Origin of the sequence: Sinomicrobium pectinilyticum (genome assembly GCF_003725735.1) — a bacterium.
GTDB classification, from domain to species: Bacteria; Bacteroidota; Bacteroidia; order Flavobacteriales; family Flavobacteriaceae; genus Sinomicrobium; species Sinomicrobium pectinilyticum.
On sequence record NZ_RJTM01000105.1, the window covers coordinates 69,754 to 76,680 of the forward strand.

The following is a 6,927-nucleotide window of genomic DNA, read 5'->3' on the forward strand; positions in this document are numbered from 1 at the left end:
TCTCAGTTCTTATCCTGGATCTTCGCCCAGGTATCCCGCAGCCCGACGGTTTTGTTAAACACTAACTTACCTGTCTTCGAATCCTTATCCACGCAGAAATATCCCAGCCTTTGAAACTGGTATCTCTCCCCTGCCCCGGCCTCTTTTAAAGACGGCTCTACGTAACCTCTCGTAATATTGAGGGAATCCGGATTGATAAATTCCATAAAATCCTTATCCTTATGCCCGTCCGGTTCCGCGTCTGTAAACAACCTGTCGTATATACGCACTTCGGCCTCTATGGCATGCGGTACGGAAACCCAGTGCAATGTGCCTTTTACCTTACGCATACTTTCCTCTGTTCCGCTTCCGCTTTTACTCAGCGCATCATAAGTACAACGGATCTCGGTAACATTGCCCTCACTGTCTTTTACACAATCTTCCGCTTTGATAATATAGGCATTTTTAAGCCGTACTTCCCCTCCTAATTTCAGGCGGAAAAACTTCCTGTTGGCCTCTTCCCTGAAATCTTCCCTTTCGATATAGATCTCCCTGGAAAAGGGCACTTTTCTGAAACCGGCGTTCTCATCTTCCGGATTATTTTCGGCATCCAGCCACTCTTCCTGCCCTTCGGGATAATTGGTAATCACCACTTTTACAGGGTCCAGTACAGCCATTACCCTCGGCGCTTTTTTATTGAGGTCTTCACGGATACAGAATTCCAGCAGAGAGACATCCACCAGGTTTTCGCGCTTGGCTATTCCTACCGTATCGGCAAAATTACGAATGGACTCCGCGGTATAACCCCTTCGTCTCAAACCGGAAATAGTGGGCATCCGGGGATCGTCCCAACCCGTTACCACTCCTTCTTTAACCAGTTGTAAAAGTTTCCTTTTACTCACTATGGTATGACTGAGGTTCCTGCGAGCAAATTCCCGTTGTTTCGGTTTTACCCTTCCGTCATCATATACATTGTCCAGGAACCATTCGTATAACTCCCTGTGCATGGCAAATTCCAGCGTACAAAAAGAATGTGATACCTGCTCTATGTAATCGCTCTCGCCATGCGTCCAGTCGTACATCGGATATATGGGCCAGTCATTTCCCGTACGGTGATGGCTCCTGTGCAGTATTCGGTACATTATCGGATCGCGCATCAGCATATTGGAAGAGGCCATATCTATCCTGGCACGGAGTACATGTTCCCCCGATCTGAATTCTCCTTTACGCATACGTTCAAAGAGATCGAGGTTCTCTTCTACCGATCTGTTCCGGTACGGACTCTCTTCTCCTGCCTTCGAAGGTGTTCCTTTCTGGGCTGCTATTTCTTCGGAAGTCTGACTGTCAACATAGGCTTTTCCTTTTTTTATCAGTTCAACGGCCCAGTCATATAACTGCTGGAAATAGTCGGAAGCATAGCATTCCTTATCCCACTCATACCCGAGCCATTCCACATCTTTTTTAATGGCATCCACATATTCCTGCTCTTCCTTTTCCGGGTTCGTATCATCAAAACGCAGGTTTACCGGGGCTTTATAATCCAGCCCGAGCCCGAAATTCAGGCAAATCGAACTGGCATGGCCTATATGCAAATATCCATTGGGTTCCGGAGGAAAACGAAACCTCAGATTTTCTTTAGGAAAGCCTTCCCTGATATCTTCCTCTATGATGTGCTCTAAAAAGTTAAGCGATCTTTCTTTTTCCGACATAACAATTGCGGTTCTTTTGCTGCAAAAATACGCCAACTTTTGAAACCTGACAGACGTATGAGCTAAAATGTATCTCCTCTATGGTCATATCCTTTGTCTTTGTTAGGAATAGAGTTACTTTTGCATTTTGACAGGAAAACAATGGGAATTATAAGACTGCATAATATCAGGGCATATGCCTATCACGGATGCCTCGTGGAAGAGGGAAAAATAGGCAGCGACTACCGTGTGGATGTGGCTGTAATGGCCAACTTGCAACCTTCTGCCGACACTGACAATCTGAAGGATACCGTAGACTACGTACACATAAACAGCATTGTGAAAGAAGAAATGGCCATACGGTCCAAATTACTCGAGCATGTTGCCCGGCGTATCCTCGACCGTATTTTTGATGAAATACCAATAGCCGAAGAAGCCACGGTAGAAGTTTCGAAAATAAACCCGCCCATTGGCGGTAATGTGGAAATGGTAACCATAGAAATGACCCTGGCACGGAACAACCACAGACAACAAAAGGAATTGTAATATTCCCGGACGGAATTACCCGTTATAATTTATTTGATTTAAAAAATAAATTAGTAGATTTGCCGTCCGAAAGTATGGCACCGTGGCCGAGTGGCTAGGCAGAGGTCTGCAAAACCTTCTACAGCGGTTCGAATCCGCTCGGTGCCTCATAAAAAAACGTCCCGTAAGATTGCGGGACGTTTTTTTATATACTGATGCCAGGGCTTCGGTACACTTACACCAAAGGTGTAAGCACTCAGCCGCCTCTTTTAATCTATAACCGTGTGTTGTTTTTCATTCTTACTTACAGTTTACAGGCCATTAAAAAACTCACAACTCCATCCCGATAAATATCGGGACTAATCAACTCCAAAACCATTACTACTTCTTCCGGATATCTTCTATGGCTTCCTTTATCTTCGCTTTCTCTTCCGGGAAAAGCCCCTGTATGATCAATGCTATACCAAATACCATTAACACAATACTTATAACGCGCTTTACTTTATATATCCGCCAGGGTGTAAGTTTTCCCTTTAACTGTTTGGCCAGTATTATTTTTATGCCGTCCACCACCAGATAGGTAATAATGATGGTACCGAAAAAGGTGGTGATCCTGTCCGGCTCCATATCCAGTTTAGGACCGAAAACTATGATAATCCCCAGCCAGAACCCCAACACGCCGATGTTGATAAAATTGAGCAAAAAGCCTTTGATGTACAGGGCCATATAATTCTTCTTAGGGATAACCAGATCCTCAAGATTATCGTCGTTCCTTCTGAAATCCCTTTTGATCTTTACATAGGAGATCACACCATAGCACAGGAGCAGTACACCGCCGAAAATAAAAAGTGCGGGGTCGTCCTTCAGTTTTTCCAGAATCTGGTTGGTGCTGAAATACGCTATAAGAATAAAGAGTATATCACTGGTCACCACCCCCAGATCAAATGAAATACCCGCGCGGAAACCCTTAAGGGCACTGGTTTCCAGAAGTACAAAAAACACAGGGCCTATGGTAAAGGCGAGTAATATTCCCCAGGGAATGGCAGCCAGAATATCCTGCATCATGAAAATCAGCCTTTATTGTTCTAATATCTTTCCGCCCAGGAAGGTTTGTTTATCTATTACTTTAGGATTTCCGTAAATCTTTATTGTACCGCCCGCCTTAACTCTTGCTTCTACATATTCCGAAGCGCGGACTTCTGCAGTACCCCCGGCATTTACATTTACCGTTGTTTGCTCAGTCTCCAGCGATTTGCCTTCGAACTGTCCGCCGGTATTGATCTTTATTTCCTGATTTTTCGCACTTCCCTTCACATCCAGAATACCACCGGTTATGGCTCTTGTTTTCAGTTTTTCTACAGCCACTGTAATATCTATTTCTCCGCCTTCCTGCGCTCTCAGTTCCAGATCGATCTGTTTAAATGTTTCCGGTGACGAGATAAAAGCATTTTCATTCACATCAATAAGGCTGAGCTTCTGGTTATAGTGTATTTCCACAAAGGTCTTATGTCCGCTGAACGTTTTTTTCAATTGCATCCGTATCTTCAGGTTCCCGTTGTTATTGACCACACTCACCTCGGAAGCATCTTCACCAGATATTATTACCTTATTTTCATCGGAAGGAATCAGCTGTGCCGAAATACCGTCGAATACCTTTACCATATCAAACTTTCCGGTTTCTTTCGTAATGTTTTTCTGTGAAAATCCGACAGCTGTTATTAAAAGAAATAAAACAAAAAATACGCGTTTCATAGATATCATTTTTTAGTAAACACAAAATTATGTACACTCCGCGGCAATAATTATTCCAAAGATATCGCTATTCTTCCGCTTTTCCCAGTAAATCGAAGTCCAAATGACGTTTTACCAGATCGGTATTCTTCACTCTGACCACAACTTCGTCGCCGAGCTGGTACATGTTTTTAGTCACTTCCCCTACGAGGGCATATTGTTTTTCGTCAAAAACGTAATAGTCATCTTTGATATCACGGGTACGTATCATACCTTCACATTTGTTCTCCACGATCTCCACATAAATACCCCATTCGGTAACGCCGGAAATAACACCGACGAACTCCTCTTCCCTGTGGTCATCCATAAATTTTATCTGCATGTATTTAATCGAATCCCTTTCGGCATTTACGGCCAGGTTTTCCATGCTGGAAGAATGTCTGCATTTTTCCTCGTATTCTTCTTCCTTGGCAGATTCCGCACCGTCAAGGTAATGCTGTAACAGCCGGTGTACCATGACGTCCGGGTACCTCCGGATGGGCGAGGTAAAGTGTGTATAGTAATCAAATGCCAATCCGTAATGACCTATATTCTGTGTAGTGTACTCTGCCTTGCTCATACTTCGTATGGTAAGGGTATCTACCAGGTTTTGTTCTTTCTTTCCCTGCACTTCGGTAAGCAGGCTATTCAGAGAGCTTGTAATCGTCTTTCTGCTCTTCATGTTAATGGAGTACCCGAATTTGGAAATAACGCCTTGCAGCTGTATTAATTTATCTTCATCGGGTTCGTCATGTACCCGGTAGACAAATGTCTTCTCCGGTTTTTTACGTCCTATGAATTCCGCTACTTTACGGTTGGCCAGCAGCATAAACTCTTCTATGAGTTTATTGGAATCCTTGGCTTCCTTAAAAAATACCCCGGTAGGGACATGTTCTTCGTTGAGATGAAACTTCACTTCCACCTTATCGAAGGAAATAGCTCCGTTCAGCATCCGTTTGGAACGCATGATTTTTGCCAGTTTGTCCAGTGTCAGTATGGCATCGGCCACTTCCTGTTCCACTTCATAGGCCTTACCGGTAAGCGACACTTCTTCAGGTATTTTGTTGCTTTCCGTATCCAGGATGGCCTGTGCCTCCTCGTAGGCAAACCTGCGATCGGAATACGTCACCGTGCGACCGAACCACTGGTTGAGCACCTCGGCTTTACGATTCATTTCAAACACCGCGGAAAAAGTATATTTCTCCTCATTAGGGCGCAGAGAACAGGCATTATTGGACAATATTTCGGGCAGCATAGGCACTACCCTGTCTACCAGGTATACTGATGTTGCCCGGTTGTAGGCTTCATCATCCAACAGGGTTCCCGGAACCACATAATGCGAAACATCGGCAATATGTATTCCTATTTCATAATTACCGTTTTCCAGGACGCGAAAAGAGAGGGCATCGTCAAAATCCTTGGCATCCCGCGGGTCTATGGTAAAGGTAAGTACGTCGCGCATATCGCGGCGCTTTTTTATTTCTTCTTCCGTAATAGAAGTATCCAGTTGATTGGCAAAATGTTCTACCTCTTCAGGAAAGGTATACGGCAGTCCGTATTCGGCAAGTATGGCATGTATTTCCGTATCGTGATCTCCCGGTCTGCCGAACACTTCCGTAATGCGCCCATAGGGTGAATCGGCTTTTTCCGGCCATTCGGTAATTTCTACCAGGACCTTATCTCCGTTCTCGGCGCCGTTTATTTTGTTTTTTGGGACGAAAATATCCGTATACATCCGGAAATCCGTAGGCAGAACAAAAGCAAAATTCTTCTGCATCTGCACTATGCCAACAAAAGCCATCTTCTTACGGGAAAGTATCTTGGTAATCTCCCCTTCCACTTTTTTACTGCTTCGTCTCCGGTTTGGAAATACATACACTTCCACCTCATCACCGTGTAAAGCCTTACCCAGCATATTGGAAGGCACGAAAACATCCTGGTCCAGTTCTTCACAGACCACATACGCATTCCCCCGTCCGGTCATATCTACCCGTCCCGTAAAATAATTCAGGGAAGGAATAGCGCGGTATTTTCCCCTTTCGACTTCTTCTATCGATTTCTTTTCCTTGAGCTGTACCAGTTTTTTTATCAGGAGGTTTCTTCCGCTGGCATCTGTTATACCCAGCCGGGAAGCTATTTGTTTATAATTAAATGATTCTTCCGGGTTCTTTTCCAATACGGAAAAAATACCTTTTGTTATTTCATGAGTTTTGTGCTTTTCCGCACGCTTTTTCTTTCTTGACATATAATCGTTTCTATTAAAGTTGAAAAGTACAAATAATAATTGAAGTAGTTCGGGGATAAAGAAAAGTTAAAATTATATTAAAAAAAGTGTAACAATTTCCTTCTTTCATCGTCTTATACCATAAAGACAATAAAGCTCTTGAAAAAAGTTTATAACATAATAGCTGTTTTCATTCTCATCCTTATCACGGGAATACTTTCTTTTATAAGATACATAGATTATTCACTGGAGAAAAAAGAGGATATAAGAGAGGTACGCACTACCACAAGAACTTCAACAGTGTACACTAAAATATTTTAGCAAATATCCGTCTAATTTTTTAATTTTATATGAAGTTTACCAACAATCATTTGCATGAAAGATTTTGTTGTAGTGGCTACCTTCACGTATCCTCACGAATACACCGTGTTACATCATATACTCGATGAAGAAGGTATACCCCATGTTTTTGAAAACGAAACTATGGTCAATGTCACCCCGTTTTATTCCAACGCCCTGGGTGGCATAAGGCTCAAGGTACACCGGGAAGATGCCGAAGCGGCTATTGCCATTATCAAAAACCTGGAGGATAATCGTTCTTCCATGCGTATCGTATAATTTATCCCTTTTTTTATCCTTCCCTCAACCTCATATTTTTTTATAACACATCTTCGCTTTTTTAAAGTAGTTAACAACATATATAATTATCATTATTAATTATTTTTTTTAAAAAGATTTTTT

General features: G+C 42.9%; 6 protein-coding genes and 1 tRNA gene. 3 read left to right on the forward strand and 4 right to left on the reverse strand.

The window, feature by feature from the left end; translation table 11 throughout:
* Positions 1 to 2: 2 nt before the first annotated feature.
* Positions 3 to 1,688: a glutamine--tRNA ligase/YqeY domain fusion protein gene (locus ED312_RS15285; protein ID WP_123216891.1), complete on the reverse strand. Its 1,686-nt coding sequence runs from the start codon at positions 1,686 to 1,688 to the stop codon at positions 3 to 5.
* Positions 1,689 to 1,829: 141 nt separating this feature from the next.
* On the opposite strand from ED312_RS15285, the gene folB reads away from it, so the two are divergent.
* Together folB and ED312_RS15295 are read left to right on the forward strand one after the other, a co-directional pair.
* A complete protein-coding gene (gene folB, locus ED312_RS15290) occupies positions 1,830 to 2,213 on the forward strand; it encodes a dihydroneopterin aldolase (RefSeq protein ID WP_123216892.1) in 384 nt (127 codons plus the stop codon).
* Positions 2,214 to 2,289: 76 nt separating this feature from the next.
* A tRNA-Cys gene (locus ED312_RS15295) sits at positions 2,290 to 2,360 on the forward strand.
* Positions 2,361 to 2,573: 213 nt separating this feature from the next.
* Here the strand turns inward: ED312_RS15295 and ED312_RS15300 are convergent.
* From ED312_RS15300 to rnr, 3 genes are all read right to left on the reverse strand, one after another.
* Entirely contained in the window at positions 2,574 to 3,257 is a 684-nt protein-coding gene (locus ED312_RS15300; protein WP_123216893.1) for a LysE family translocator, read from the reverse strand.
* Positions 3,258 to 3,269: 12 nt separating this feature from the next.
* Positions 3,270 to 3,944, reverse strand: a complete 675-nt coding sequence (locus ED312_RS15305) for a head GIN domain-containing protein (protein ID WP_123216894.1) — start codon at positions 3,942 to 3,944, stop codon at positions 3,270 to 3,272.
* A 67-nt stretch (positions 3,945 to 4,011) separates the two neighbouring features.
* Positions 4,012 to 6,207: a ribonuclease R gene (rnr, locus tag ED312_RS15310; RefSeq protein ID WP_123216895.1), complete on the reverse strand. Its 2,196-nt coding sequence runs from the start codon at positions 6,205 to 6,207 to the stop codon at positions 4,012 to 4,014.
* Between the two features lie 354 nt (positions 6,208 to 6,561).
* Here rnr and ED312_RS15315 point away from each other — a divergent pair, with 354 nt between their 5' ends.
* Positions 6,562 to 6,804 (forward strand): putative signal transducing protein, encoded by a 243-nt coding sequence (locus ED312_RS15315; protein ID WP_123216896.1) that lies wholly within the window; start codon positions 6,562 to 6,564, stop codon positions 6,802 to 6,804.
* The last annotated feature ends 123 nt before the right edge of the window (positions 6,805 to 6,927 follow it).

Excerpts from the sequence above, each read along its gene's own strand:
- ED312_RS15285 (WP_123216891.1), bottom strand. The coding sequence starts at position 1,688 with ATGTCGGAAAAAGAAAGATCGCTTAACTTTTTAGAGCACATCATAGAG.
- folB (WP_123216892.1), top strand. The coding sequence starts at position 1,830 with ATGGGAATTATAAGACTGCATAATATCAGGGCATATGCCTATCACGGA.
- ED312_RS15300 (WP_123216893.1), bottom strand. The coding sequence starts at position 3,257 with ATGATGCAGGATATTCTGGCTGCCATTCCCTGGGGAATATTACTCGCC.
- ED312_RS15305 (WP_123216894.1), bottom strand. The coding sequence starts at position 3,944 with ATGAAACGCGTATTTTTTGTTTTATTTCTTTTAATAACAGCTGTCGGA.
- rnr (WP_123216895.1), bottom strand. The coding sequence starts at position 6,207 with ATGTCAAGAAAGAAAAAGCGTGCGGAAAAGCACAAAACTCATGAAATA.
- ED312_RS15315 (WP_123216896.1), top strand. The coding sequence starts at position 6,562 with ATGAAAGATTTTGTTGTAGTGGCTACCTTCACGTATCCTCACGAATAC.